This is a genomic window from Aeromonas sp. SE22 (assembly GCF_038739755.1).
Classification (GTDB): domain Bacteria; phylum Pseudomonadota; class Gammaproteobacteria; order Enterobacterales; family Aeromonadaceae; genus Aeromonas; species Aeromonas jandaei.
Genome location: NZ_JBCGFD010000006.1, coordinates 64761 through 89869 on the forward strand (window position 1 = coordinate 64761; position 25109 = coordinate 89869).

The 25109-nt window shown below is 61.2% G+C and carries 24 protein-coding genes and 1 tRNA gene; 13 read left to right on the top strand and 12 right to left on the bottom strand.

Annotated features, from left to right (window positions below):
• Positions 1 to 8: 8 nt before the first annotated feature.
• The 3 genes from arnT to arnF are packed head-to-tail and all read left to right on the top strand — an operon-like array spanning position 9 to position 2400.
• Complete coding sequence (gene arnT, locus AAHA39_RS11825; protein WP_320655715.1) at positions 9 to 1652, top strand: lipid IV(A) 4-amino-4-deoxy-L-arabinosyltransferase; 1644 nt, start codon at positions 9 to 11, stop codon at positions 1650 to 1652.
• On the top strand, positions 1652 to 1996 hold the full coding sequence (locus tag AAHA39_RS11830; RefSeq protein ID WP_320655716.1) for an EamA family transporter: 345 nt from the start codon (positions 1652 to 1654) through the stop codon (positions 1994 to 1996). The genes arnT and AAHA39_RS11830 overlap by 1 nt, the downstream gene beginning before the upstream one ends.
• Entirely contained in the window at positions 1993 to 2400 is a 408-nt protein-coding gene (arnF, locus tag AAHA39_RS11835) for a 4-amino-4-deoxy-L-arabinose-phosphoundecaprenol flippase subunit ArnF (RefSeq protein WP_320655717.1), read from the top strand. The genes AAHA39_RS11830 and arnF overlap by 4 nt, the downstream gene beginning before the upstream one ends.
• Before the next feature lie 72 nt (positions 2401 to 2472).
• Here arnF and AAHA39_RS11840 read toward each other — a convergent pair whose 3' ends face one another.
• The 7 genes from AAHA39_RS11840 to yqhD all read right to left on the bottom strand — a co-directional run bounded on the left by AAHA39_RS11840 (position 2473) and on the right by yqhD (position 12553).
• The gene (locus tag AAHA39_RS11840) at positions 2473 to 3801 is read right to left on the bottom strand and encodes a CoA-disulfide reductase (RefSeq protein ID WP_320655718.1); all 1329 of its coding nucleotides are present in this window, start codon (positions 3799 to 3801) and stop codon (positions 2473 to 2475) included.
• Between the two features lie 79 nt (positions 3802 to 3880).
• Positions 3881 to 5281 carry an L-cystine transporter gene (locus tag AAHA39_RS11845; RefSeq protein WP_042031893.1) on the bottom strand — a complete coding sequence of 467 codons (1401 nt, stop codon included), beginning with the start codon at positions 5279 to 5281 and terminating at the stop codon, positions 3881 to 3883.
• A 134-nt stretch (positions 5282 to 5415) separates the two neighbouring features.
• On the bottom strand, positions 5416 to 6702 hold the full coding sequence (locus tag AAHA39_RS11850; protein ID WP_215802840.1) for an L-cysteine desulfidase family protein: 1287 nt from the start codon (positions 6700 to 6702) through the stop codon (positions 5416 to 5418).
• Positions 6703 to 6981: 279 nt separating this feature from the next.
• Positions 6982 to 7761, bottom strand: coding sequence for a substrate-binding periplasmic protein (locus AAHA39_RS11855; protein WP_320655719.1), 780 nt, complete (start codon positions 7759 to 7761; stop codon positions 6982 to 6984).
• A gap of 98 nt (positions 7762 to 7859) precedes the next feature.
• Positions 7860 to 9344 (bottom strand): Re/Si-specific NAD(P)(+) transhydrogenase subunit beta, encoded by a 1485-nt coding sequence (pntB, locus tag AAHA39_RS11860; RefSeq protein ID WP_041209536.1) that lies wholly within the window; start codon positions 9342 to 9344, stop codon positions 7860 to 7862.
• 11 nt (positions 9345 to 9355) lie between these two features.
• Positions 9356 to 10882: a Re/Si-specific NAD(P)(+) transhydrogenase subunit alpha gene (pntA, locus tag AAHA39_RS11865; RefSeq protein ID WP_320655720.1), complete on the bottom strand. Its 1527-nt coding sequence runs from the start codon at positions 10880 to 10882 to the stop codon at positions 9356 to 9358.
• A 507-nt stretch (positions 10883 to 11389) separates the two neighbouring features.
• The gene (gene yqhD / locus AAHA39_RS11870; RefSeq protein WP_320655721.1) at positions 11390 to 12553 is read right to left on the bottom strand and encodes an alcohol dehydrogenase; all 1164 of its coding nucleotides are present in this window, start codon (positions 12551 to 12553) and stop codon (positions 11390 to 11392) included.
• A 157-nt stretch (positions 12554 to 12710) separates the two neighbouring features.
• Between yqhD and AAHA39_RS11875 the strand changes: the two genes are divergently transcribed.
• Together AAHA39_RS11875 and AAHA39_RS11880 are read left to right on the top strand one after the other, a co-directional pair.
• On the top strand, positions 12711 to 13613 hold the full coding sequence (locus AAHA39_RS11875) for an AraC family transcriptional regulator (RefSeq protein WP_320655722.1): 903 nt from the start codon (positions 12711 to 12713) through the stop codon (positions 13611 to 13613).
• A 17-nt stretch (positions 13614 to 13630) separates the two neighbouring features.
• Complete coding sequence (locus tag AAHA39_RS11880) at positions 13631 to 14143, top strand: lipocalin family protein (RefSeq protein ID WP_041209533.1); 513 nt, start codon at positions 13631 to 13633, stop codon at positions 14141 to 14143.
• Positions 14144 to 14148: 5 nt separating this feature from the next.
• On the opposite strand, the gene AAHA39_RS11885 is transcribed toward AAHA39_RS11880, so the two are convergent.
• On the bottom strand, positions 14149 to 14481 hold the full coding sequence (locus AAHA39_RS11885) for a hypothetical protein (RefSeq protein WP_320655723.1): 333 nt from the start codon (positions 14479 to 14481) through the stop codon (positions 14149 to 14151).
• A 73-nt stretch (positions 14482 to 14554) separates the two neighbouring features.
• On the opposite strand from AAHA39_RS11885, the gene AAHA39_RS11890 reads away from it, so the two are divergent.
• The 4 genes from AAHA39_RS11890 to AAHA39_RS11905 are packed head-to-tail and all read left to right on the top strand — an operon-like array spanning position 14555 to position 17296.
• Positions 14555 to 15250, top strand: coding sequence for a DUF969 domain-containing protein (locus tag AAHA39_RS11890; RefSeq protein WP_041209532.1), 696 nt, complete (start codon positions 14555 to 14557; stop codon positions 15248 to 15250).
• Complete coding sequence (locus AAHA39_RS11895; RefSeq protein WP_320655724.1) at positions 15250 to 16173, top strand: DUF979 domain-containing protein; 924 nt, start codon at positions 15250 to 15252, stop codon at positions 16171 to 16173. The genes AAHA39_RS11890 and AAHA39_RS11895 overlap by 1 nt, the downstream gene beginning before the upstream one ends.
• A 14-nt stretch (positions 16174 to 16187) precedes the next feature.
• Positions 16188 to 16835 carry a pyroglutamyl-peptidase I gene (pcp, locus tag AAHA39_RS11900; protein ID WP_320655725.1) on the top strand — a complete coding sequence of 216 codons (648 nt, stop codon included), beginning with the start codon at positions 16188 to 16190 and terminating at the stop codon, positions 16833 to 16835.
• Positions 16832 to 17296, top strand: a complete 465-nt coding sequence (locus tag AAHA39_RS11905) for a gamma-glutamylcyclotransferase family protein (RefSeq protein ID WP_320655726.1) — start codon at positions 16832 to 16834, stop codon at positions 17294 to 17296. Before pcp ends, AAHA39_RS11905 begins: the two co-directional genes overlap by 4 nt.
• A gap of 65 nt (positions 17297 to 17361) precedes the next feature.
• On the opposite strand, the gene AAHA39_RS11910 is transcribed toward AAHA39_RS11905, so the two are convergent.
• The gene (locus AAHA39_RS11910) at positions 17362 to 19254 is read right to left on the bottom strand and encodes a methyl-accepting chemotaxis protein (protein WP_185228103.1); all 1893 of its coding nucleotides are present in this window, start codon (positions 19252 to 19254) and stop codon (positions 17362 to 17364) included.
• A 209-nt stretch (positions 19255 to 19463) separates the two neighbouring features.
• Positions 19464 to 19961: a lactoylglutathione lyase family protein gene (locus AAHA39_RS11915; RefSeq protein WP_042031906.1), complete on the bottom strand. Its 498-nt coding sequence runs from the start codon at positions 19959 to 19961 to the stop codon at positions 19464 to 19466.
• A gap of 100 nt (positions 19962 to 20061) precedes the next feature.
• Here AAHA39_RS11915 and AAHA39_RS11920 point away from each other — a divergent pair, with 100 nt between their 5' ends.
• Positions 20062 to 20934 carry a LysR family transcriptional regulator gene (locus tag AAHA39_RS11920; protein ID WP_320655727.1) on the top strand — a complete coding sequence of 291 codons (873 nt, stop codon included), beginning with the start codon at positions 20062 to 20064 and terminating at the stop codon, positions 20932 to 20934.
• Positions 20935 to 20988: 54 nt separating this feature from the next.
• On the opposite strand, the gene AAHA39_RS11925 is transcribed toward AAHA39_RS11920, so the two are convergent.
• Both AAHA39_RS11925 and AAHA39_RS11930 read right to left on the bottom strand, forming a co-directional pair.
• Complete coding sequence (locus tag AAHA39_RS11925; RefSeq protein WP_041209524.1) at positions 20989 to 22359, bottom strand: phosphatidylserine decarboxylase family protein; 1371 nt, start codon at positions 22357 to 22359, stop codon at positions 20989 to 20991.
• Between the two features lie 224 nt (positions 22360 to 22583).
• Positions 22584 to 22660, bottom strand: a tRNA-Trp gene (locus AAHA39_RS11930).
• Between the two features lie 201 nt (positions 22661 to 22861).
• On the opposite strand from AAHA39_RS11930, the gene AAHA39_RS11935 reads away from it, so the two are divergent.
• The 3 genes from AAHA39_RS11935 to pyrI all read left to right on the top strand — a co-directional run bounded on the left by AAHA39_RS11935 (position 22862) and on the right by pyrI (position 25082).
• Positions 22862 to 23404: a hypothetical protein gene (locus tag AAHA39_RS11935; protein WP_320655728.1), complete on the top strand. Its 543-nt coding sequence runs from the start codon at positions 22862 to 22864 to the stop codon at positions 23402 to 23404.
• A 276-nt stretch (positions 23405 to 23680) separates the two neighbouring features.
• Positions 23681 to 24601: an aspartate carbamoyltransferase gene (pyrB, locus tag AAHA39_RS11940; RefSeq protein ID WP_041209522.1), complete on the top strand. Its 921-nt coding sequence runs from the start codon at positions 23681 to 23683 to the stop codon at positions 24599 to 24601.
• A gap of 16 nt (positions 24602 to 24617) precedes the next feature.
• Positions 24618 to 25082: an aspartate carbamoyltransferase regulatory subunit gene (gene pyrI / locus AAHA39_RS11945; protein WP_041209521.1), complete on the top strand. Its 465-nt coding sequence runs from the start codon at positions 24618 to 24620 to the stop codon at positions 25080 to 25082.
• Positions 25083 to 25109: the final 27 nt, after the last annotated feature.

A 25109-nucleotide genomic window follows, 5' to 3' on the forward strand; every position in this document is an offset into this window, starting at 1 on the left:
AGGATCTCATGAAGATGACCCGATGGGCCCTGCCCCTTTTCTTTCTGCTCTTTTACCTGCTGCCGCTCAACCAGCGGATGCTGTGGAGCCCGGACGAAAACCGTTACGCCGAGATCAGCCGGGAGATGGTCACCACGGGTGACTGGGTGGTGCCCCACTTCCTCGGCCTGCGCTACTTCGAGAAACCCATCGCCGGTTACTGGTTCAACAGCCTCAGCCAGCTGATGTTCGGCGAGAGCAACTTTGCCGTCCGCTTCGCCTCGGCTGCCTCGACCGGGCTAAGCGCACTGCTGGTCTTCTGGTTTACCCTCCAGCTCTGGCAGTGCCGGCGCAAGGCGTGGTTCGCCAGCCTCATCTATCTCTCGACCCTGATTGTCTACGGCATCGGCACCTACAGCGTGCTGGACGCCATGGTGACCCTCTGGCTCAACGCCGCCATGGTGAGCTTCTACCTCATCCGGCAGGAGGGGCCGCCCGGCCGCAGGATGGCGGGCTATCTGCTGTTTGGTCTCGCCTGCGGCATGGGTTTCCTCACCAAAGGCTTTATCGCGCTGGCGGTACCGGTCATCGTGCTGGTCCCATATATGCTGACCCGGGGACGCCTGCTCGAACTGGTGCGCTTCGGGCCGCTGGCCATCCTGAGTGCAGCCCTGCTGGCCGCCCCCTGGGCCATCGCCATTCATCAGCGGGAGCCGGACTACTGGCACTACTTCTTCTGGATTGAGCACATCCAGCGCTTCGCCTCGGAAGATGCCCAGCACAAGTCCCCCTTCTGGTACTACCTGCCGATGGGACTGCTCGGCACCCTGCCCTGGCTGGGGCTGCTGCCGGGCGCGCTGAAGCAGGGGTGGCAGGAGCGCAAGATTGGCCCGCAGACTCTCTATCTGCTGGCCTGGCTGGTACTGCCCTTTATCTTCTTCAGCATCGCCAAGGGCAAGCTGCTCACCTATATCCTGCCCTGTTTCGCCCCGCTGGCCATCCTGCTCGCCAACAGCGCAGTCAACGCCCTCAGGGAGGGGCGCGATCAGCCATTTCGCCTCAACGCCTGGATCAACGGCCTGTTCGGTCTCATCTGCGTAGGGGTGCTGGCGGTACTGGCCTTCTCGCCACAACATGCGGTCTACGGCCGCTACGAGATGGGCAAGCTGGCCATTGCCATGGCGATCTTCGCCGGCTGGTCACTGCTCGGCTTCATCCAACTGGTGGCTCCCGTCCGCAGCTGGCAGCTGAGTGCCCTCTGCCCCATGGTGCTGGCCGTCGCCCTGCCGCTGGCGCTGCCGTTATCGCTGGTGGACTCCAAACTGCCGGAGCACTTCATCAAGGCCAACCGGGAGATCCTGATGGAATCCCACACCCTGCTGGCCAACGAGGTGGGCACCGCCTCCTCCATCGCCTGGGAGACCAAGCGCAGCGAGGTCAACCTGTTCGACAGCATGGGCGAGCTGAGATATGGCCTTGGCTATCCGCAGGGCAAGGGACGCTACGTCACGCAAGAGGAGTTCCCGAACTGGCTGGCACAGGCTCGCCAGGAGGGGCAGGTCGCCCTGCTGCTGCGCACCGATGATGACGAGGAGATCGCTGCGCTGCCCCCGGCAGACAAGACCATCCGCAGCCACCGCTTCACCCTGCTCGTCTACCACGGGAATCGCTGATGGATATCCTGCTCCTCCTGCTGGTCAGCCTCCTCACCAGTGCGGGCCAGATGCTGCAAAAGCAGGCGGTCATCAGCTGGCAACGCACACCGCACGACCACTGGCAGAAGCTCGCCTCTCCCTGGTTGCTGGGGAGCATTGCGGCCCTTGGCTGCGGTATGCTGCTCTGGATCTATCTGCTGCAACGGCTGCCGCTGAGCATGGCCTACCCCATGCTCAGCCTCAATCTGGTGCTGGTGCTGCTCGGCTCGCGCCTCTTTTTCCGCGAGCCGGTGAGCAGCCGCAACTGGCTGGGGGCTGCCGCCATCATTGTCGGCGCCCTGCTGCTGGGAGGTCTGCTATGAAGGGTTATCTCTATGTACTGGGCAGCATAGTGCTGGTGACAGTGGCGCAGCTCTGCATGAAGTGGGGGGCGATAAGCCTCCCTGCGTGGCAGGCCGAGCCTGCCGTGATGCTGGCTCACCCCCTGCCACTCCTCACCATCGCCATCGGCATCCTCTGCTATGGGCTGTCGTTGCTCTGCTGGCTGGCGGCACTGCACTCGACGCCGCTCAATATCGCCTACCCGCTGCTCAGCACCAGTTACGGGCTGGTCTATCTGCTGGCGGTAAGCATGCCGGCCTTTGCCGAACCGCTGGTGGCGAGCAAGGCGGCAGGCGTTGCGCTTATCTTCTTCGGCGCCGTGCTGGTCGGCAGCAAACCGGCAACTGACAAGCCGGATCGGCAAGATCCCCCTGCCAATCCCTGAGGCAGCTTTAAGCAAAAAGAAGAGGCGGCACCCTGTGCCGCCTCTTCTCATTTTCCGCCTGACCAGCGCCTGTTACTTCGCGACGTTGCCCGCCACGTTCAGGGCATCCCAGGTGCGGGAGAAGGGCGGCGCGTAGGCAAAGTCCAGCATGCCGAGCTGCTCGGTGGTCACCCCCATGGTGATGGCAACCGCCAGTGCATCGATGCGGTGTACCGCCCCCTTGCGACCGAGGATCTGGCCCCCCAGCAGCCGCTTGCTGCCCGCCTCGTAGAGCAGCTTGACGTGAATGTCGGACTGACCCGGGCAGTAGTTGGTATGGCACTTGTCCTTGATCACCACGGTGCGATAGTCGATCCCCATCGCCCTGGCTTCCTGCTCGGAGAGGCCGGTACGGCCCGCCTCCAGCCCCAGCACCTTGAGCGCGGCGGACCCCAGAGTGCCGGGGAACTCCTGCTCTGCACCCGCCAGATTCTCGCCCACCATGCGCCCCAGCTTGTTGGCGATGGTAGCGAGCGGCACATAGACCTGCTGCTGCTTCACGCTGTGCCAGACGCTGGCACAGTCACCGGCCGACCAGACGTTGGCCAGCGAGCTGCGCCCTTGGCGATCCACCTTGATGGCGCCGTTGCCGAGCCGCTCGATGCCGGTATCGGCCAGAAACTCGGTGTTGGGCTTGACCCCGGTACAGACCACCACGATATCTGCCTCGTACTCACCCTGGCTGGTACGCACGCCGGTCACCCGGCCATCCCCCAGCAGCGCTTCAACCCGCTCACCAAGATGGAGGGAGACTCCCTGCTCGCGCAGCTCGGTTTCGATGTGCTGGGTGATCTCGCCATCAAACGCATCGGGGATAACCCGATCCGCCAGCTCGATGAGACGCACCTCTTTGCCCTGATGTACCAGCGCCTCGACCACCTCCAGCCCGATAAAGCCGGAGCCGATCACCACGGCGCGGCGATTGTTCTTGTCTTGTACCGCCGCCTTCAGCGCCAGTCCGTCGGCCATCCGGCGCAGACCGAATACCCCCTCCTGCTGCAAGCCGGGGATGGGTGGCATCACTTCGCGGGCGCCGGTGGCGATCATCAGCCGATCGTAGCGATCGGTGAAGGTGTCGCCGTTGTGCTCGACTGTCAGCGTCTGCGCGGCAGCATCCAGACTCAGCACCCGGTGGCCAATCTTGACCTCGATCCCCTTGGCGGCGAACTGCTCCGGGGTGAACTCGGCCATGTAGCCGGGCTCCTGAAACTCGTCGCCGACGAAGTAGGGCAGGCCGCAGGCACCGAAGGAGATCACCTCGGATGCCTCATACACCACGATTTCGGCATCGATGGCCAACCGGCGCGCCTTGGCGGCCGCACTCATACCGGCGGCTTCGCCACCGATGATCACGATTCTCATAGTTGCTCCTGTCAATGACGCAGGGAGGGCATGCCCTCCCTGTGGTTGATGGCGGGAAGGTTGCCCCTCCCGCAGCGGATCAGATGGTGGACTCTTCGCCGTCCAGACTCACTTCGTGATCGCTGTTGAATACATTCATGTCGGTCTCCCCCAGCAGGCGGCTGGTGACCGTGCCCGCGGTGATGGAGCCGGAGACGTTGAGCGCGGTACGGCCCATGTCGATCAGCGGCTCGATGGAGATGAGCAGACCGGCCAGCGCCACCGGGAAGTCCAGCGCGGAGAGCACGATCAGCGCGGCAAAGGTGGCGCCGCCGCCAATGCCGGCCACCCCGAAGGAGCTGACGGTGATGATGGCGATCAGAGTCATGATGAAGCTCGGATCCATCGGGTTAACCCCGACAGTCGGTGCAATCATCACAGCCAGCATGGCCGGATAGATACCAGCGCAGCCGTTCTGACCGATGGTGGAACCGAAAGAAGCGGCGAAGTTGGCGATCCCCTCCGGAATACCCAGCGACTTGGTCTGGGTCTGCACGTTCATCGGGATGGAGCCCGCACTGGTACGGGAGGTGAAGGCAAAGGCCAGCACCGGCGTGATCTTCTTCAGGAAGCGAGCCGGGTTGATGCCGACCATGCCGACCAGCAGCAGGTGCACGGCGAACATGATGGCAATCGCGCCGTAAGAGGCCATCACGAAGCTGAGCAGATTGATGATGTCAGCGTAGTTGGAACCGGATACCACCTTGGTCATCAGGGCCAGCACACCGAACGGGGTGAGGCGCAGCACCAGGGTCACCATCCGCATCACGATGGCGTGGGCCACGGCGATGAAGTGGCTGAAGCTGGCGAAGATCTCCGGCTTCTTGCGGGCAATGCCGGTAGCCGACAGACCGATGAAGATGGAGAAGATCACCACAGCGATGGTGGAGGTCTTGCGACCGCCGGTCATGTCGAGGAAGGGGTTGGCCGGAATGAACTCCAGCACCATCTTGGCAAAGGACATGCTCTCGACACTGCCGAGGGTGCTCTGCAGCGCCGCACCGCGAGCGCTTTCCGCAGCACCGGCAGTGAGCCCTTCTGCAGTCAGACCAAACAGGTTGGACATCAGGATGCCAGCCCCTGCCGCGATAGCGGTGGTGAAGATCAGCACGCCGATGGTCATGGCGCTGATCTTGCCAAGGGCGGTACCGCCGTTGAGCTTGAGGATGGCGCTGATGATGGAGACCATGATGAGCGGGATGATGATCATCTGCAGCAGCTTCACATAGCCGCTACCGACGATATCGAGATAGTCGATGGTCTGGCCAATCACCGCAGACCCCGCTCCGTAGAGCAGCTGCAGGGCAGCCCCGAACAGGATACCCAGCCCCAAACCGGCAAACACCCGGCGGGTGAAGCTCACATGTTTTTGCTGCAACCGATAGAGGAAGAACAGCAAGAAGGCCGCAATGGCCAGATTACCGATAACGCTAAGTGTCATGAGATGACCCCCCAAAAAGCGGGCAATGCCCGGGAAACAAGAGCAAGCACGACGCATGCCCTGGCAACCGTGTCGGACGGCCTGACCCGTCACGACATAAACAAGGGGGTCTGAGCCCCCTTTGTTTTACAAACTTATGGCTTCTGCTGTTTCGCTCGCATGATGTTGATGATCTCGATATCCGTATCCAGCATCCCCTCTTTGGAGAGGCGGCCCAGATTGGCGATGGTCTGGTCCACATCGTCGGAGACGATCCCCTCGCTCTGGGGCACATGCAGATTGTTGATGGCCATCAGGGAGGATTTCACCGCCGCCGAGGTCGAGGTCGAGACCTTCATGGAGCAGGCGCTGCCGGCGCCGTCACAGATGATGCCGGAGACATCGCCAATCATGTTGTTGATGCAGTGGCTGATCTGCTCGAACTGGCCGCCCAGCAGCCAGGTGATGGCCGCGCCGGAGCCCATGGCGGCGGTGCTGGCGGCGCAGAGGGCCGACAGCTTGTTCTGATAAGTCTTGATGTAGATGGCCACCAGATGGCTCATCACCAGCGCCCGGGTCAGCTGCTCGTCGCTCGCCTTGAGGAAGCGGGCGGCGGCGACCACCGGCATGGTGGCGGCAATGCCCTGATTGCCGGAGCCGGAGTTGGACATGGCGGGCAGCATGGCACCATCCATCCGCGCATCGGAAGCAGCGGAGGAGAGGCGCATCGCCAGCGTCATCAGGTCATCGGAGAGCAGCTTGCGCTCCACCTGCTCGGTGAGGATCTTGCCGATGCGCAGGCCATAACCCTGCAGCCCTTCGTCCGCCAGCGCCTGATTCATGGTGGCCGCCTCGCGGATGAAGTCGATCTCCGCCAGCGGTACCTGCAGGGCAAAATCGACGATCTCGCGCAAGGTCATGGTCGGTTTGGCGGATTTGGCTGGCTGGATCTGCACGCCGGGAGCGTTGTCCTGCTGCATCAGCACCTCGCCATCCTTCTCCATCAGGATGATGCGGGTGTGGTCGGTACAGATCACCACCCGGGCGCTGTGACCCTCCACCTCGGCCAGCACCTCGGCGTAGAGCACGTCCGGCACATCCTTCACGTCCACCTTGATGGCGGGCAGCAGCGCCTTGGCGGCTTCCACCTGCTCTGAAGTGAGACTCTTGAGCACCTCCAGCCCGGCATCCGGGTTGCCCCCTGTGATGCCGACCGCAGCGGCCACCGGCAGGCCGATCATGCCGGTGCCCGGCACCCCGACTCCCATGCCGTTCTTGAACAGGTTGCCGCTGACCCAGACACTGATACGGGTCGGATCCTGCCCCAGCAGCTTGCGGCAGTTGGCCGCAGCCAGGGCGACCGACATCGGCTCGGTGCAGCCAAGGGCCGGCACCACTTCACGCTTGAGCAGGGTAATAAAGTCGGTCCATTGTGCTTTCATCTGTGCAATCTCATCTTGGTGGCGCAATGCCTGTCATCGCCACAGGCAACAGCATGGCAAAAAGGGTGACCGGGGGTCAGCATCAATTCGGGGCGCGCCGCAACGGCGTCGCGAGAGAGGTAGCCGCCTGATGGCAGCTCCATGCAAATCAACTGAATTTGATTCTAATATCAATAAAATCAAATTAAGTTGCGCAATATCGCTTTTTTCAGCGCCATTATGCCCGTCTTTTAACAAAGTGCGACAAATTGTGAGGCAACGCACAGCGGGCGAGCCCGCCTAGAGGTGATAGCGGGCCAGCAGCTGCTTGTAGGCTGGGGTCTGCTTGAACTGTTTCAGGGCGGCGGAGAAACGGATAGCCAGCTGATCGTGGCCGGGTTTGTGGGTAAATCCGAGAAAGTTGCGGCTATCGTCGGTCAACATATAGGAGCCGTGGCTCACCTGATCCTGCAGCCCCTGGGTGTGCAGCAGATAGCGCCCGACCAGCTCGTTGAGCACCACTCCGTCCAGCCTGCCCGCCATCATCAGGTGGAGCTGCTTGACGGCATTCCCCTCCCCCGTCATCGGCACCCGGATCACCCCGGTATCGGTCAGAAAGGATTTGCTGTAGGCATAGTCGGCCTGAATGCCGACCCGCAACCCCTTGAGGTCGGCTAGCCGGGCAACGTGGAGCGGGCGATCCACCGGATAGAAGAGCACCTCGCCACTGTAGGAGAGCGGCTCTTCGGGATAGTGGAGCCAGCTCTTGCGAGCCTCGGCATAGAAGATGTCGATCACCGCATCTCCTTCACGCAGCATCGCCTGCTGCAACACCCGCTTCCAGGGGAGCACCCTGATTTCGGTGCGATAGCCAAGCTGCTGCAGCACGATTCGAGCCAGATCGAGATCGGCTCCCACCAGTCGACCACCATCATCACGCATCACGTAGGGCGGCCACAGCTCGGTCAGCAGCGTCAGGGTCGGCGGCTCGTCCGCCGCCATGGCCGAACCAGTACCAAACAGGGAGGCCAGCAGCCAGCCGTACAACCCGATCCTTCGCCAACCCTGACACCACATCATGGAGATCCCTCATGGTCCGTATGGATTGAGGATATACAAGGGATGGGCAATAAAAAAGGAGGCCGAAGCCTCCTTGATATCCACTCTCTGAATGGCACTTACAGTGCTTTCAGGATTGCCTCGACGCTGGCCTTGGCATCGCCAAACAGCATCTGGGTATTTTCCTTGAAGAACAGCGGGTTCTGGACACCGGCGTAGCCAGTGTTCATGGAGCGCTTGAAACCGATGACGTTCTGCGCTTTCCACACTTCCAGCACCGGCATGCCGGCGATCGGGCTGCCCGGATCTTCCATCGCGGCCGGGTTGACGGTGTCGTTGGCACCGATCACCAGCACGGTATCGGTATCGGCGAAGTCCTCGTTGATCTCGTCCATTTCCAGCACGATGTCATACGGTACTTTCGCTTCCGCCAGCAGCACGTTCATGTGGCCAGGCAGACGACCGGCAACCGGGTGAATACCGAAGCGTACCTTGACGCCGCGGTCACGCAGCTTCTGGGTGATCTCGGCAACCGGATACTGAGCCTGTGCAACCGCCATACCGTAGCCCGGGGTGATGATGACGGAGCTGGAGTTCTTCAGCAGGTCAGCCACTTCCTCGGCGCTGGTTTCGCGGTATTCGCCCATCTCCTGATCAGCCGTGGAGGCCACGCCATCAGAGCCGAAGCCACCGGCGATCACGGAGATGAAGGAGCGGTTCATCGCCTTGCACATGATGTAAGAGAGGATGGCACCGGAGGAACCCACCAGAGCACCGGTGACGATCAGCAGGTCATTGGAGAGCATGAAGCCCGCCGCCGCCGCCGCCCAACCGGAGTAGGAGTTCAGCATGGAGACCACGACCGGCATGTCCGCACCGCCGATGGAGGCAACCAGGTGCCAGCCAAAGGCGAAGGCGATCAGGGTCATCACCAGCAGAGCGAAGGTGGAACCACCGGCGTTGACGAAGTAGACCATCAGCGCCAGAGAGGCGACCACGGCCAGCAGGTTCAGCTTGTGGCGGTGCGGCAGCATCAGCGGCTTGGAGGAGATGAGACCACGCAGCTTGCCGAAGGCCACCACGGAACCGGTGAAAGTCACGGCACCGATGAAGACGCCGAGGAAGATCTCGACCAGGTGGATGTTCAGCATGGCGCCGGTCAGGTGCTCGACCTGGGCAACGCTGGCTGCCTGCTCGAACGCCGCACGGGCAGCTGCCAGAGTGGCATCCAGATTGGAACCGACGGAGACAACCACTTCAGCCGGTGCGGAGGGGTGCAGATCGATGAAGCTGTTGAAGCCCACCAGCACTGCCGCCATACCCACGAAGCTGTGCAGCACGGCCACCAGCTCGGGCATCTCGGTCATTTCGACCTTGAGCGCCAGACGCACGCCGATGGCACCACCGATCACCATGGCCAGAATGATCCAGTGAACGCCACTGGTCTCCGGGTTGAACACGGTCGCGATCAGGGCGATGGCCATACCCGCGATACCGAACAGGTTGCCATGTTTGGCCGTCTCTTGCTTCGACAGTCCCGCGAGACTGAGGATGAAGAGCACGGCGGCAACGATATAGGATGCTGTTACCAGTCCTTGAGACACGTTAAACCCCCTTAATCCTTACGGAACATCTTCAGCATGCGCTGAGTGACGGTGAAGCCGCCGAAGATGTTGATACTGGCAATCAGCACGGCGATGAAGGCCAATGCGGTAACCAGAGTCGACCCTTGCCCGATCTGCAGCAGGGCACCGACCACGATAATGCCGGAGATGGCATTGGTGACCGACATCAGCGGCGTGTGCAGGGCGTGAGAGACGTTCCACACCACGTAGTAACCGACCACACAGGCCAGGATGAATACGGTGAAGTGGGAGAGGAAGGCTGCCGGGGCAACGGAGGCGATCCAGCCGAAGGCGGCGATGCCGAGAGCACCGAACACGAACTTCTTGTTGGAGGGCTTGGCCTCTTCCTTCTTGGCTGCCGGTTTGGCGGCGGCCGGTTTCTGCGGGGCAGCAGAGACGGAGATGGCGGGCGGCGGGAAGGTCACTTCACCGGCCTGGATCACCGTCATGTTGCGCTGAACCACGTCTTCGAAGTTGATGGCGACGTTGCCGTCCTTCTCCTTGCACATCAGCTTCATCAGGTTGACCAGGTTGGTACCGTAGAGCTGGGAGGATTGGGCAGGCAGGCGACCCGGCAGATCGGTGTAACCAATCACCTTGACGCCGTTGGCGGTGACATGCAGTTCGCCCGGCACTGTGTATTCACAGTTGCCGCCAGCCTGAGCGGCCATATCCACGATGACGGAGCCCGGCTTCATGCTGTCGACCATCTCTTTGGTGATCAGCTTGGGAGCCGGCTTGCCCGGGATCAGGGCGGTGGTGATGATGATGTCCACCTCTTTGGCCTGCTGGGCAAACAGCTCCATCTCGGCCTTGATGAACTCTTCGCTCATCACTTTGGCGTAACCATCGGAGGAGGAACCATCCTCACCGCCGAAGTCGAGCTTGAGGAACTCGCCACCCATGGACTCGATCTGCTCGGCCACTTCCAGACGGGTATCGAAGGCACGCACGATGGCACCGAGGGAACCGGCAGTACCGATGGCAGCCAGACCGGCTACGCCGGCACCGATCACCAGCACCTTGGCAGGCGGCACTTTACCGGCAGCAGTGATTTGGCCGGTGAAGAAGCGACCGAACTGGTGCGCAGCTTCAACAACGGCACGATAGCCACCGATGTTGGCCATGGAGGAGAGGGCATCGAGGGACTGGGCACGGGAGATCCGCGGCACCATATCCATCGCCATTACATTGATGTTGCGCTCGGACAGCTTCTTGACCAGCTCGGGGTTCTGGGCAGGCCAGATGAAGCTAATCAGAGTGGCGCCATCTTTAATTTGTGCGATCTCGGCATCGGTCGGCGCATTGACCTTGAAGATAAGGTCGGCTTGCCAGACATTCGGCACCACGCTGGCACCGGCAGCCTCGAAGGCGGCATCATCGAAGCTGGCCGACAGGCCTGCGCCGGTCTCGATGGCGACCTCGAAGCCGAGCTTTTTCAGCTGCTCGACGGTAGCCGGGGTCGCTGCGACCCGGGTCTCACCGACGAGACTCTCTCTCGGTATTCCAATCTGCATGACTATTCCCTGATGGTTAATAAACAATCGCTGCCCAGTGTCTCATTTCTGGCGAAACAAGACATGACCAAAGTGCAGGTCTTGGGCTCTTTGTTATGAAAATCAGTAGGCTTTACCTCAACCTCCTGTCATGGTCAGGCCCCCGCTTTTCAGGCGCGAAGGTGATTAGTATCAAATTTTGGAGTTTTATTACAACCGCACGCCCGACAGCACGCGTACAGATTTCAGCCCATCCCCGCCGAGGATTAAAAAAAACAAACCAAATTAGAGGCTTATACCAGTAAAAACGGCTGAAAAAAGTGATCCAACCAGTCAAAAAAAATGTTTCACCGGCTCTCTATCTTAGCGTTTTTTGTTCTTACGAAATGCGCCGGAGCTCTGTACGGCTGCGGCAAAGGCCGAAAAATAACAATTTCACAACAATGACAGGGCCGCACTCCCGCCAGCTGGCAGGAGGCGGCCCTCGATATTCAATCGTTTCGCCGGTTGGCGCCCGATCCGGGGCTTTTACCAGGCAGCTTCATAAATATGCTGACTCTGCACCAGATCGATATCGCCGTGCTCGCCCAGACGGCTCATGCCGTGCTCACCCAGCTTGCCGATCAGGGTATCGATACCCAGATCTTTGAGACCGTAGTCGCGCAGTCGGGTCTTGACCCCCATCCGCTCGAAGAAGTCGCGGGTCGCGGCGATGGCATCGTCGATGCGCTCCGCTTCGCTGCCGCTGCGCAGACCCCATACCCGCTCTGCGTATTGCAGCAGCTTGGCATGCTTCTGTTTGCGCTTGGCCTGCAGCAGGGCGGGCAGCACGGCCGCCAGAGTCTGGGCATGGTCGAGGCCGTGCAGAGCGGTCAGCTCGTGACCCAGCATATGGGTGGCCCAGTCCTGCGGCACACCGGCCCCGATCAGGCCGTTCAGCGCCATGGTGGCACTCCACATGATGTTGGCGCGCACCTCGTAGTTGTGCGGCTCGGCCAGCGCCTTGGGGCCCTCTTCGATCAGGGTCAGCAGCAAGCCTTCGGCAAAGCGATCCTGCACCTTGGCGTTGACCGGATAGGTGAGGTACTGCTCCACGATGTGGACGAAAGCATCCACCACCCCGTTTGCCACCTGACGCTCGGGCAGGGTGTAGGTGAGCACCGGATCGAGCACGGCAAAGCGCGGCATCACGAACGGCGAGAAGAAGTGCACCTTGTCGCCACTGCTGCGACGGGTGATGACGGCACCCATGTTCATTTCGGAACCGGTCGCCGGCAGGGTCAGCACTGAGCCGAGCGGGATGGCGGAACGCACTTCGCTGCCGACGGTCTCGAGAATGTGCCAGGGATCCCTGGCCAGATCGTAGTGCGCGGCAGCAGCGATAAACTTGGTGCCATCGAGCACGGAACCACCACCAACGGCGAGCAGGAAGTCGACCCGCTCGGCACGGACCAGCTCCACGGCCCCCATCAGGGTCTCGTAGGCCGGGTTCGGCTCGATGCCGCCAAATTCAAACAGGGTCATGCCAGCCAGCTCGTTGCAGATCTGCTCCAGCAGGCCGCTGCGCACCACGCTGCCGCCGCCATAGGTGATCATGACGCGGGCATCGCTCGGGAGCTGCTCGCGCAACTGGGCGATCTGCCCTTGGCCGAACAGGATTTTGGTCGGGGTATGGAGAGTAAAGTTGTTCATCGACATTGCCTTCTTCTGATAGTCAGGGCGGCCTGGCCGCGAAATCGTGATTGCATTTTTCTCCAGAACACCCCTACCATCAAGACAACATCCTGCTTGATTCTTGCCTATTTCTACAAAGCAGTGAAAACCAAAACAGTCGAATCAAAGAGCCCCCATGCAAAACCGTTACAGCGACCTCGCCGCCAGAGTGGCCCGCCACGTCACCACTCCCGGCATCTCCCCGTCACCGGTGAAACAGGTCAATCTCATCTACACCACCGAGTACCACGGCCGTACTCCGGTGCTCTACCAGCCGCGGATGATAGTGATCCTGCAGGGGCACAAGGTGGGTTATCTGGCGGATCAGGTATTTCGCTATGACCCCAACCACTACCTGCTGATGACCCTGCCGCTGCCCTGCGAGTGCGAGTGTTTCGCCTCCCCCGAGCAGCCCCTGATCGGTTTCTCCATCGAGATCGATCTGGTCATCCTGCAGGAGCTGTTGCTTGAGCTGGGCGATGCCCTGCCCGCCCCCGCTTCGCAAAAGAGCGGCGTCCACTCGGTCCCCCTGTCGGAGACCATGTTCTGCGCCGCCGAGCGGCTGATCGAGCTGATGGACAATCCGCTGCACGCCAAGGTGCTGGGGCCGCAGACTGTGCGGGAGATGCTGTTTCACGCCCTCACCGAGGGGGGCGGCCCGGCGTTGCAGGCGCTCGCCAACCGCCACAATCATGTGGGCCAGATTGCCCGGGTGCTGCGTATGATAGAGCAGCGCTACGCCGACAACCTCACCATGGAGGAGCTGGCGCGGGAGGTGAACATGAGCGTCTCCGCCTTTCACCACCACTTCAAGGCAGTCACCGCCACCTCGCCGCTGCAGTACATCAAGTCGTTTCGTCTGCACAAGGCGCGCCTGATGATGTTGCACGACGGCATCAAGGCGGGGGCGGCGGCCGCCAGAGTCGGTTACGAGAGCAACTCCCAGTTCAGCCGGGAGTACAAACGGTTCTTCGGCAGCACGCCGACAGATCAGGCCTCCCGCTTTCGGGATGGCCAGCTTCGCATCATAGAGGGATAACGAGAGAGGGATTACCTATGCGTTCACTGCTTTGTCTGTTTACCGTCTGGCTGCTGACAGCCTGCACCGGCCTCGCCGACGGCATCCGCCCCGTCACCGGCTTCCAGCTCGACCGCTATCTCGGCACCTGGTACGAGATTGCCCGCCTCGACCACGGTTTCGAACGCGGGCTGGAGCAGGTGAGTGCCACCTACAGCCTGCGGGACGATGGCGGCGTCAAGGTGCTCAACCGCGGCAAGCAGAGCGATGGCAGCTGGCGCGAAGCCGAAGGCAAGGCCTACTTCGTCGGCAGCCCTGACGAGGCGCGGCTCAAGGTGAGCTTCTTCGGCCCCTTCTACGGCGGCTACAACGTCATCGACCTCGACCCCGATTACCAGCTCTCGCTGGTGACCAGCTACAACCACGACTACCTCTGGATCCTCGCCCGCTCACCCAACCCGCCCAAGGCGAAGGTGGATGCGCTGGTCGCCAAGGCGAAGTCGCTGGGCTTTGCCACCGACCAACTTATCTGGGTCAAACAGAGTCATTGACCCCGCTACCGGTGGCGAAACGCCTTCGCCACCGGCTTGTTTCTCATTTCCAGTGAATACCCCGCCCCCACCTTCACCGCCATAAAAATACCGCCGGTTGGTTGTTGCCAATATATTGCGAAGCTGCATCGTGCCATGCCAATAACGCAACAAATAATAGCCATATTGTCAGTTCTGCCTTGCCACGCAGGCACCGGCAATGATTGCCATAGCTGATTAAGGTGAAACGAAATAGCGTCGAAATAACGGGATTCACCGTTGACCAGAGAGCAATAAACCAACAGCGAAACGTAATTAAAAACCAAACGAATCCCACCAAAGTGATTATTTGTTGCCATCCCCGGAGTCTGGTGATAAACAACTCGGCTACCAAAAATTACACATAAATATTCACTTTAACGAGGTGGCTAATTGGAATGGATTAAACTGAGCGGCATTCTTATTATTTTGTTGGGTTTTTATTTCAAACTCGACACCCTGGCTGTCGTACTGGTGGCCGCCGTCACCACGGCGCTGGTCTCCGGTCTCTCCATGACCGATTGCCTCTCCCTGCTGGGGGAAGCCTTCGTCTCCAACCGCATGGTGACGCTGTTTCTGCTGACCTTACCGATGATCGGCATCTGTGAACGCTACGGCCTCAAACAGCAGGCTGTCACCCTGATCGAGCGGATCAAGAAGCTCACCCCGGGCAAGTTCATGACCCTCTATATGTTTATCCGCGAACTGGCCGGTCTCTTCTCGGTGCGGGTTCAGGGTCACACCCAGTTTATTCGGCCGCTGGTCAACCCCATGACTCAGGCAGCCGCCACCAAGGTGCACGGCAAATTAAGCGAAGAGGATGAGGAATATATCAAGGCGCGGGTTTCCGCCACCGAAAACTACGGCAATTTCTTTGCCCAGAATACCTTCGTCGCCTCAGCCGGGGTATTGCTGATCGTCGGTACATTTGAATCTCTTGGATATAGCGTCTCTGCCGTCGATATTGCCAAGGCATCCATGCCGATCGCCATTATCGCCCTGCTGATGGTGGCTATTTCCAATATGTGGTTTGACCGTCAGATGGCCAAGACATATACCGTGAGCAGCGACAAGGAGGGGCAACAATAATGGCGACCCTCATCCCCAACATGCTCGAACTCTTTTATGTGCTGATCGGCGTCATCCTGTTCAGCAGCGCCTGGCGCGTCCTGCGTGACCCCAACCACCCGGCCAAAATCGGCACCGCCCTGTTCTGGACCATTCTGGGTGTGCTGTTCGCCTTCGGCAGCTATATCCCCAATGTCATCAATGGCGTGCTGATCCTCGCCATGGGGGTCATCACCCTGCTCAAGCAGGTGAAGATCGGCAAGCTGGAGCAGGCGAGCGAGGAGGAGTCCCAGCGCCACGCCAACCGCATCGGCAACCGGATCTTCCTCCCCTGCATCCTGCTGGCCGTGCTGGCGGTGGTGATCGCCCAGTTCACCCCCCTTGGCGGTCAGGTCGGTATCGGTCTGGCGGCGGTCATCGCCTTCGTCATCACGGTACTGCTGACCCGTGCCACCCCCGCTACCGTAGTGGGTGACTCCGACCGGATGATCCAGCAGGTCGGCATCACCGGCATTCTGCCGCAACTGCTGGCCGCGCTCGGGGTGATCTTCAACAAATCCGGCGTCGGCGATGTCATCTCCCACGGGATCTCCACCGTGGTGCCGGTCGGCAGCCCCTTCGTCGGCGTGGTGGCCTACTGCCTCGGCATGATGGTCTTCACCATGATCATGGGCAACGCCTATGCCGCCTTCACCGTCATCACCGCCGGTATCGGCATCCCCTTCGTCATCGCCCAGGGCGGTGACCCTGTGGTGGCCGGTGCGCTGGCGATGACCGCCGGCTTCTGCGGCACCCTGATGACCCCCATGGCTGCCAACTTCAACGCCCTGCCCGCCGCCCTGCTGGAGATGAAGGATCTCAACAAGGTGATCAAGGTGCAGGTGCCGATGGCGCTGACGCTGGTGCTGATCCATATCGCACTCATGTATTTCTGGGCATTCTGACCATTCGGGAGAAGATGATGAAAGTACTGATTACCGGTTTTGACCCCTTCGGCGGCGAGCCCATCAACCCGGCATGGGAGGCGGTCAAGCGCCTGCCAGAGACCATTTTGAACGCCACCGTGATCAAGGCGCAGATCCCCACCGTCTTTGGCAAGTCAGCCACCCTGCTGGCGGAGCTGATGCGCCAGCACCAGCCTGACGTAGTGATCAACGTCGGTCAGGCAGGCGGCCGCTTCGCCATTACCCCGGAGCGCGTCGCCATCAACATCGACGATGCCCGCATCCCCGACAACGAGCAGCTGCAACCCATCGACGAAGTGATTCAGGCCGATGGCGCACCGGCCTACTTCTCCCGTCTGCCCCTCAAGGGGATAGTGCAGCGCATCAAGGAGAACGGCATTCCGGCGGCGGTCTCCAACACTGCCGGCACCTTCGTCTGCAACCACATCATGTACCAGCTGCACTACCTGATTGAGAAAGAGTTCCCGGCGGTGCGCGGCGGCTTTATCCACGTTCCCTACATCACCGAGCAGGTAGCGGACAAGGTGAACCAGCCCTGCCTCGCCATGAGCGAGATTACCCGCGCGCTGGCGCTGGCCATCGAGGCGGTAGTGCTGCAGCAGGATGGCGATATCAAGGTCGTGGGCGGCGAGATCTCATGAGCCTTTGCCAGCCACGCCCGTTGTTCGTCTACGGCAGCCTGATGGACGGGCTGTTCAACTACCGCCGCTATCTGGCTCACCACGTGAGCCAGACGCCCCGGCGCGCCCGGGTGCGCGGCGCCCTCTATCACCTGCAGCACAAGGGCTACCCCGCCCTGCTGCAAGGGGATGACTGGGTCTATGGCGAGCTGTTTGTGCTGGACGACTTCCCTGCCGCCATCGCGGCGCTCGACGAGATGGAGAACTTCCACGGCGAGGATGATCCCCAGAGCGAATATCTGCGCCAGCTCATCGAGGTGGAGATCTTCGACCCGGCGCAAGGGCGTTATGTCGGCCAGCAGCAGGCCTACCACTACCGCTACGTGGTGCAGCACGATCCCAAATGGCAGCAGGGCAAGCACTACCTGCCCGACGGCAACTGGCGAGCCTTCTATCTGGCGCAGCTGGAGAGCGCAGCCTGACGGTCAGCGACAATAACAAAGGGCAGCCCGCGGGCTGCCCTTTTTCATGGAAGATGGTCTGAGGATCAGAGCCGGAAACGGCCGATCTCCTGTTCCAGCCGCTCGGTCAGCGCCTTCAGCTCGGCCGCCTGCGCCGCCTCCTGATTGGCCTGCTCGGCCAGCTCTTGCGAGACGTGACGAATATTCTCGGTGTTGCGGCTGATCTCGCTGGTCACCGAGGTCTGCTCTTCGGCCGCCGCCGCGATCTGGGTCGCCATGTCGCTGATGGAGCCGATCGCCTCGTTGATCCGCGCCAGACTCTGGTTGGCGGACTCCGCATCCTCGACGCTGGTACCCGCCAGCTGGCGACTGGTCTCCATGCCCCCCACGGCGCGACGGGTGGTCTGCTGCAGGGTCTCGATCATCTGCTGGATCTCGTCGGTGGAGTCGTGGGTGCGGCGCGACAGCACCCGCACCTCGTCCGCCACCACCGCAAAACCGCGCCCCTGCTCACCGGCCCGCGCCGCCTCGATGGCCGCGTTGAGCGCCAGCAGGTTGGTCTGCTCGGCAATGCCGCTGATGGTGGCCAGAATGCCGCTGATCTTCTGGGCGTGGGCATCCAGCTCGTTGATGATCTGGCTGGCGTCGGCCACCTCATCCGCCAACCCCGTAATGCTGCGCTGGCTCTGACCGACCTGCGACTGACCGGCGACCGCCAGTTTGACCGCCTCGCCGGAGGTGGTAGCGGCAAACTCGGCGTTGCCGGCGATCTCCTGCGTAGCGGAGGCCATCTCGGTCACCGCGGTCGCCACCATCACGATCTCGTCCTGCTGCTGACGCACCCGCTGGCTGCGGGAGTGGGCGCCAGACGCCTGAGCGCGGGACTGGGCCGCCAGCTCGACGGTGACATCGCGCAGCCGGCTGACGATGCCGTGCAGCCGGGCCACGAACTGGTTGAAGTTGCGCGCCAGCTGGCCCACCTCATCCTGACTGCGGGTGTCGATATGGACGGTGAGATCCCCCTCGCCGTGAGCGATGTCGTGCAGCGCACCGGCCACCCGGCCCAGATCGGCAAACAGATACTTGAACATGGCGGTGAGCAGGGCGCTGAACACCAGCATCAGCACCAGCGTCAGCCCCACCAGCTGCCACAGCAGGGAGGCGAGCGGCGCCTCCAGCACGTCGCGATACATCACCATGGCCAGCAGCCAGTCGGTGCCCGGCACCGGCTGTACCGCCAGCAGCACGTCGCGCCCGTCGAGGGTAGCTGCGTGCAGTTCGTTGTTCTCGCGACCCCACTGCTGGAAGGTAGCCGCCGACAGATCGGGGGAGAGCTCGCCAATCTGCTTGAGCGCCAGCTCCTTGTTGGGGTGGCCGACGATGAGGCCGCTGCTGTCGAGCAGCATGGCGTACCCCTCGCCCTGCACCTGCATCGCCAGCACCTCGTCGATCAGCTTGTCGAGCGCCAGATTGGCCCCCACGGCGCCGACCAGCTCGCCCTGATGGCGCACCGGCTCGGAGAGAGTGACCACCAGCTTCTGCATGGTGACGCTGACATAGGGGGCGGTGACGATCAGCTGTCCCGCCTTCACCGCATCCTGATACCAGGGGCGTTCGCGCGGGTCATAGTTGCCGGTGTTGAGGGAAGGATCCTGGCGGGTCATCACCCCCTGAGTCGAACCAAAGTAGGTGAGGCCGAAGCCGCCCGAGGTATAGGCCTGCTTCAGGTGCGGCACCAGCTCGGCCTGCGGGTTGTCGGCGATCAGGTTCACCAGCGCGTGCACCGTGTTCTTGCGATCCGCCATCCAGTCGCCGATGGCGACCGAGTAGGCGTGACCATAGTTGACCGCCTCGCTCTGGATGGCGCTCATGGTGCGGGATTTGAGGGTGTGAAAGGCAACGATGCCGAGCAGTGATGCCATCAGCAGCACCACCCCCAGACTGGTTGCCAGCAGCTTGCCGCGCAAAGAGAGGGTCATGACGACAGATCCTTGTTGTTGTGACGAAGCAGGGAAAGACCCTGATGTAATAGAGGCTATCGGCCACTCTCTGAACAGACTTTAGTGAATCTGTATATTTTTACATCTATCAACAACAGAAGCCGCTATCCGTGTGAGCAAGATCGCTATTCCATGCTGCTGACCATCACAACAACAAAGCAGCAGGCCGCCCGAAGGCGGCCTGTCACTTACCCCTGATATGCACCGGCGGAGTAGGTCAGCTCATAGCTGTGGCTGTAGATCTCGATGATGTTGCCGAAGGGATCTTCCATGTAGACCATGCGGTAGGGCTTCTCGCCCGGGTAGTACTCGCGCACCGGCATCCGCTGCTTGCCACCCGCCGCGACGATGCGCGCCGCCAGCCCCTCGACATCCGGATCCTGCACGCTGAAGTGGAACACCCCGGTCTTCCAGAATTCGAAGTTGTTTTCGCGCTGCTCGCTGTTGGGGAACTCGAACAGCTCGATGCCGATCTTGTCGCCGGTGGAGAGGTGAGCGATGCGGAAGGAGCCCCAGCCAGGGCCAAACACGTCGTTGCACATCACGCCGATGGCGGAGTCATCCTCGCTGATGGTGGTCGCCGGCATGATGAGATACCAGCCCATCACCTTGGTATAGAACTCGACTGCCTTGTCGAGGTCAGTCACCGTGATGCCGATGTGGGAGAAGTTGCGCGGGTAAGTCATAAGTCACCTTGAAATTGTGTGTGGGAAACAGGTGACATGATAGGAAGAGGCGCCATAATGAAAAATAAGGTCAAACTAATGGAAGGCATAAATTAAATTTATGGTTAATCCACTCTGGCTCCACACCCTGGTGGTGGTGCATGAAACCGGCAGTTTTACCCGTGCCGCCGATCGGCTGGATCTCACTCAGGCCGCCGTCAGTCAGCATATCTCGCGCCTCGAGGCCGAATTTGGCCCCCTGCTGCTGCGCAAACCCCGTCTGCTGGAGCTCACCCCGCGCGGGCTGGTGCTGCTCGACTTCGCCCGCCAGCAGGAGCAGGCCGCCGAACAGCTGCGAGCCCGTCTCTCTGACGACGATCCTCACCGCGGCGCCATCACCCTCAGCACACCCGGCAGCATCGGCCTGCTGCTCTATCCCCTGCTGCTCGACCAGCAACAGGAGCATCCCGGACTCACCATCCAGCACCGCTTTGCCCCCACCCCCGACATAGTGCAGGCGGTACTGGCAGGGCGCAGCGATCTGGGACTGGTGGATCAACCGCCGGAGCACCCCAGCATCGCCGCCGAGCCCTTCGCCCGCGAGCCCCTCTGTCTGGTAGTGCCCAACGATGGCGAGGAGCAGAGCTGGCAGCACCTCTGTCAGCTCGGCTTTATCGATCACCCGGATGGCCGCAGCATGGCTCAGCGCCTGCTGGGACGACGCTATCCCGGCCAGCGCTTCGACGAGATCCCGCTGCGCGGCTTTACCAACCAGATCGGCCTGATCCTGGAGCCGGTCGCCCGTGGCCTCGGCTTTACCGTGCTGCCCCGCTTCGCCGTCACCGCCTTTGCCAAACAGGAGAAGATCCGGGTGCTCCAGAGCCGGATCGAGGTGATCGACACCCTCTGGCTTATCTACCGCGCCGAGTGGCCGCTCCCCGCCCGCCACCAGCGGCTGGTGGAAACCCTCAAGACGCAGGTCGGCGCCAGCTGATGCACAAACAAAAAGGCCGCCTCAAGGGCGGCCTTTTACTGTCCGGCGGCAGGGTTATTTGACCCGCGCCAGCGCCGTATTGATCCTGAGGTTGGTCGCCTCCAGTCCCGGCTGCTGGCCATAGAAATCGAACTCCAGCTCGACCCCGGGGCGGAACAGCAGGCAGTGGGTGGAGCCACCGAAGTGGAACATCCCGAGCTGTTCACCCTTCTCGATCCGCTGCCCCGGCTGCACCGTCACCTCGCAGCTCGACACTTCGGCCATCCCGACCGGCACCACGCACATCAGACCGATTTTGGGATTGTCCGCCTCGATAAAGATCAGGGCGCGGGTCGCCACCGCGGTGAGGAAGGGTTGCGACTGGTTGGGGGCGCTCGGGTCGGCGCCGTCGAGGTTGCCGAAACCCTGATGGCGGTTGGCCAGGTAGTAGCTGCCGTTGACCACCTTGACCGAGCGCACTGTGCCGCTCACCGGGCTGTGCCAGCGGTGATAGCTGAGAGCGCTGAGGAAGGCCTGATAGATGGTGCCCCCCTCGAACTGGGCGGCGCGCGGGTCGAAGTCGAGCAGGTTGTCCAGCGAGTAGGGCTGCCCCTTGAGCCAGAAGGAGTCCTGCCGGCGCACTCTTTTGGCCACCTGCAGCGGGGCCGATTCGCAGGCGTTGGCGATCACGTTGTCATCGTCGGGGGCAGCTACCGGCCGCACGCCGGGGCGAAAGCGGCGGGTGAAGAAGTCGTCCCAGCTGGCAAACCCTTCATATTCGGCACCCGGAGTGGAGTGGAAGATCCCCTCGAAGCTGTCCGGTGTGGGGTTGTCACCGGCACCGAGCGCCCCTTGCGCCACCTTGACCATCTCCCGTTTCGCCACGTCCCCCAGCCAGGGGACGATCAGGGTCTGACGATCGAGCGGACTGACCGACTCGGTCAGCACATAGCGTGACGCCGGGCTTTGCAGGAAATTGGCCCAGTAGCCGAGGATCTTGCGCAGCTGCTGGTTCACCAGCTCGTTGGCAAAGAAGCCGTAACCGGCGGCCGTCGCCATGGGCCAGTTGAGCAGGGCATTGATGGGAAAGCCGATGAGCCCGGCAGGTTCGTGGCTCTGCACATCCTGATAGGCTTCCGGCGCCGTGGTCATGATGCCGTTGAGCAGCAGCAGAAACTCTTCGAAGCTGCGTACCTCGACCTGACCGAGCGGGGTTCTGTGCTTGTGCTGCCACGCCTCGTCAAACATCGCCTGCGCCTGCAGATGCAGCGCCGGCTCCTGTTCGACCAGCGCCTTCAGCTCGGCGATCGGTGCCACCAGCGGGCGGGGCTGACGGGTAACCGCCTGCCGCAGCCGCTGCACCCAGCGCTCCACATGCACCTGATCCCGGGGTACCCAGCCGCCAGCGTGGGTGTGATTGTGACGAGTCTCCACCGCTTTGTTCATCGATCTGTCTCCTTGGATTGAAGCGCCTCAGGCCAACCGGATGCAGTACAGACGCCGGGCAACAGGGCACCATCTGACAAGAAGCAAGGTGTAGCACAGGGGTAGAGGGGCCTCAATTGACAGATGTGGCAGAGGCAAACGGCAAGAAAGAGAGCTAGCAGGGAGAGTGGCAAACGCCAGAAAGCGAAAAGCCAGCTCAATGAGCTGGCTTTTCTTGAATTAAATGGCAGGGGCGGCAGGACTCGAACCCGCAACCATCGGTTTTGGAGACCGCTGTTCTACCAATTGGAACTACGCCCCTGCAACAAACGAGGCGTAGTATACAAAGCGGGTTTCAAAGGTAAAGGCTTTTTTCACACTTTTAATGCGATTGCACAAATCCCGAACAAGTCGCGCCGATTTGTGCAGCAACGAGGGGTAACTTGCTGTATTTCCAGACTCAGCGGGGTAGGAATGGGGCATAAATGGGGGTAGGGTGAAAGCAGGTACCGGGAGGCTGCTTATGCTCAATTACCGACTGCTACAACAACTTGCGCCCCTCAACTTCAGGGACGAACGCAAAACAGAGTCCCTGCCCGACTACCTGGCCCGGGTCGCCCCGCTGGTGCCCTTCATCCCCGAAAATGTGCTTTCCCAGTGGATTTACCGTCATTGGCGCGGTTTTGAGTCCAACTGGAGCTTTATCGATCTCGCCAGCCACCAGTTCGCATGCGAAAGCTGGCCCACCGCGCAGATTATCGAGCAGATAGACTCCCGCCATATGGAGGTGATCGAGCGCTGGGGCGAGATGCTGCGCAGCAATCGCTATGTCCGTCGCTCCTGGCTCGGCGAGAAGATGCTGAGCGAAGGGAGTTGGCCCGAGCCGGTCATCGTGCTGGCGCCGGAGGCGGGAGCCAACTACCCGAATGGCCATCCCCTGCCCCACCCCTTCTGCCTGCTGGAGGGACACCACAGACTCGGTTATCTGCGCGCCATGGCCCGCGATGGCGAGCCGTTGCAGGCAGTGCATCAGGTGTGGGTTTGCCGTCCCATTCGCGACACTTAAACGTTTTTCAGGCCAAAACAGGCATGGAAAATAAAATTTTGACAATTAAAAATGCAGCCCTATAATCTGTCCGGTTTTGAACAAGGTCGGGACAGGAAGATGCCGTTTTTGATGAAAAAAACAGCTTTGCAAACGGGTGGAGCGCACCAGAGCGGCCCCGTTGTTTCCGGTTTCCGACCCGATGTTCCCCAGTTATTTTTAAAAAAAGCCCCTGTTTCCAGGGGCTTTTTTTTTGTGCCCGAAAAACCTCCAATGATGTCAAAGGGAATGCAGACGATGACCAATCCACTCTACAAGAAACATGTCATCTCCATCACGGACCTGACCCGGTCTGAAATGGAACTGGTAGTCTCAACCGCACAACGGTTGAAGGCCGAGCCCGACACCCGCTTGCTGAAAGACAAGCTGGTTGCCAGCTGCTTCTTCGAAGCCTCCACCCGCACCCGCCTCTCCTTCGAGACCGCGGTGCAGCGCCTCGGCGGCAACATCATCGGCTTCGCCGACGGTGGCAACACCAGCGCCAAGAAGGGCGAGACCCTGGCTGACTCCATCAAGATCATCGGCTCCTACACCGATGCGGTGGTGATGCGTCATCCGAAAGAGGGGGCTGCCCGCCTCGCCTCCGAGTTCTCCCGCGTGCCGGTCATCAACGGCGGCGACGGCTCCAACCAGCATCCGACCCAGACTCTGCTCGACCTCTTCTCCATCCGCGAGACCCAGGGCAAGCTGGACGGCCTCAACGTCGCCTTCGTCGGTGACCTCAAGTACGGCCGCACCGTCCACTCGCTGGCGCAGGCTCTCAGCCTGTTCAACTGCCGCTTCTTCTTCATCTCCCCGGAAGCGCTGGCGATGCCGGACTACATCTGCGAAGAGCTGGAAGAGAAGGGCATTCAGTTCAGCATCCACGAGACCATGGAAGAGGTGATGCCGGAGCTGGACATCCTCTACATGACCCGCGTCCAGAAAGAGCGCTTCGACGAGACCGAGTACAAGCACATGGCCGCCAAGTTCATCCTTGAGCTGGCGACCCTGGAAGGGGCCAAGCCCACCATGAAGATCCTGCATCCCCTGCCCCGCGTCGACGAGATCGATGTGGCGGTCGACAAGACCCCCCACGCCTACTACTTCCAGCAGGCGGAGAACGGGGTCTATGCACGCCAGGCACTGCTGGCACTGGTACTGAACGAAACTGTCTAAGGGAAAGGGGAACAACATGTCTGACAAGAACCAACTGCAAGTCGAAGCCATCCGTCACGGCTCCGTCATCGACCACATCCCCGCCGGCCAGGGCATCAAAATCCTCAAGCTGTTCCAGCTGGTGGAGACCCAGGAGCGGATCACCGTCGGCTTCAACCTGAAATCCGGCGCGCTCGGCAAAAAAGATCTCATCAAGATCGAGAACACCCGCCTGACCGAGCAGCAGGCCAACCAGCTGGCGCTGTTCGCCCCGAAAGCGACCGTCAACATCATCGAAGACTTCAATGTGGTGAAGAAGCATCAGCTGGAGTTGCCGGAGTTCATCGCCGGGGTGTTCCACTGCCCCAACTCCAACTGCATCTCCCACAACGAACCGGTAGAGAGCTACTTCCGGGTACGCGAAGTGAAAGGTGCGGTGCGGATGAAGTGCAAATACTGCGAGAAGTCCTTCACTCAGGACATCGTCAGCGAACGCTACTGATAGCCAGACTCAAAAGATATTCATGTG

Bases quoted from the DNA above. Each gene is read 5' to 3' on its own strand.
- AAHA39_RS11895 (WP_320655724.1), top strand. From the start codon at position 15,250: ATGGCGACCCTCATCCCCAACATGCTCGAACTCTTTTATGTGCTGATC.
- AAHA39_RS11840 (WP_320655718.1), bottom strand. From the start codon at position 3,801: ATGAGAATCGTGATCATCGGTGGCGAAGCCGCCGGTATGAGTGCGGCC.
- yqhD (WP_320655721.1), bottom strand. From the start codon at position 12,553: ATGAACAACTTTACTCTCCATACCCCGACCAAAATCCTGTTCGGCCAA.
- AAHA39_RS11885 (WP_320655723.1), bottom strand. From the start codon at position 14,481: ATGGCAACAAATAATCACTTTGGTGGGATTCGTTTGGTTTTTAATTAC.
- AAHA39_RS11830 (WP_320655716.1), top strand. From the start codon at position 1,652: ATGGATATCCTGCTCCTCCTGCTGGTCAGCCTCCTCACCAGTGCGGGC.
- AAHA39_RS11920 (WP_320655727.1), top strand. From the start codon at position 20,062: ATGGTTAATCCACTCTGGCTCCACACCCTGGTGGTGGTGCATGAAACC.
- arnT (WP_320655715.1), top strand. From the start codon at position 9: ATGAAGATGACCCGATGGGCCCTGCCCCTTTTCTTTCTGCTCTTTTAC.
- AAHA39_RS11905 (WP_320655726.1), top strand. From the start codon at position 16,832: ATGAGCCTTTGCCAGCCACGCCCGTTGTTCGTCTACGGCAGCCTGATG.
- AAHA39_RS11850 (WP_215802840.1), bottom strand. From the start codon at position 6,702: ATGAAAGCACAATGGACCGACTTTATTACCCTGCTCAAGCGTGAAGTG.
- pcp (WP_320655725.1), top strand. From the start codon at position 16,188: ATGATGAAAGTACTGATTACCGGTTTTGACCCCTTCGGCGGCGAGCCC.
- pntA (WP_320655720.1), bottom strand. From the start codon at position 10,882: ATGCAGATTGGAATACCGAGAGAGAGTCTCGTCGGTGAGACCCGGGTC.
- AAHA39_RS11925 (WP_041209524.1), bottom strand. From the start codon at position 22,359: ATGAACAAAGCGGTGGAGACTCGTCACAATCACACCCACGCTGGCGGC.
- AAHA39_RS11845 (WP_042031893.1), bottom strand. From the start codon at position 5,281: ATGACACTTAGCGTTATCGGTAATCTGGCCATTGCGGCCTTCTTGCTG.
- pyrB (WP_041209522.1), top strand. From the start codon at position 23,681: ATGACCAATCCACTCTACAAGAAACATGTCATCTCCATCACGGACCTG.
- pyrI (WP_041209521.1), top strand. From the start codon at position 24,618: ATGTCTGACAAGAACCAACTGCAAGTCGAAGCCATCCGTCACGGCTCC.
- AAHA39_RS11915 (WP_042031906.1), bottom strand. From the start codon at position 19,961: ATGACTTACCCGCGCAACTTCTCCCACATCGGCATCACGGTGACTGAC.
- arnF (WP_320655717.1), top strand. From the start codon at position 1,993: ATGAAGGGTTATCTCTATGTACTGGGCAGCATAGTGCTGGTGACAGTG.
- AAHA39_RS11880 (WP_041209533.1), top strand. From the start codon at position 13,631: ATGCGTTCACTGCTTTGTCTGTTTACCGTCTGGCTGCTGACAGCCTGC.
- AAHA39_RS11935 (WP_320655728.1), top strand. From the start codon at position 22,862: ATGCTCAATTACCGACTGCTACAACAACTTGCGCCCCTCAACTTCAGG.
- AAHA39_RS11855 (WP_320655719.1), bottom strand. From the start codon at position 7,761: ATGATGTGGTGTCAGGGTTGGCGAAGGATCGGGTTGTACGGCTGGCTG.
- AAHA39_RS11875 (WP_320655722.1), top strand. From the start codon at position 12,711: ATGCAAAACCGTTACAGCGACCTCGCCGCCAGAGTGGCCCGCCACGTC.
- AAHA39_RS11910 (WP_185228103.1), bottom strand. From the start codon at position 19,254: ATGACCCTCTCTTTGCGCGGCAAGCTGCTGGCAACCAGTCTGGGGGTG.